Origin of the sequence: Clostridioides sp. ZZV14-6154 (genome assembly GCF_020657785.1) — a bacterium.
In the GTDB taxonomy this organism is placed as follows: Bacteria; Bacillota; Clostridia; order Peptostreptococcales; family Peptostreptococcaceae; genus Clostridioides.
This window is the reverse complement of the sequence record NZ_JAGWCY010000108.1, coordinates 1-227: the sequence shown is the minus strand read 5'-3', so window position 1 is coordinate 227 and position 227 is coordinate 1. Positions and strand designations below refer to the sequence as shown.

General features: G+C 26.9%; 1 protein-coding gene. It reads left to right on the top strand.

Going from position 1 to position 227, the window contains the following annotated elements:
* The coding region (locus tag KGF45_RS19960) for a transposase (protein WP_227843094.1) at window positions 1-227 on the top strand (227 nt) is incomplete at both ends.

Sequence of the window (227 nt, the reverse complement as noted above, 5' to 3'; positions counted from 1 at the left end):
AACACCAGGTAATAGATATTATATTTCTATATTAGCAGAAACTGAAATAGAGAAACTAAAAACTATTGATAAGAAAATAGGTGTAGATGTTGGATTGAAAGAATTTGCAATATGTAGCGATGGATTTAGAGTAGATAATCCTAAACACTTTAGAAAATCAGAGAAAAGATTAACTAAACTACAAAAGGACTTATCAAGAAAACAAAAAGGAAGCAATAATAGATATA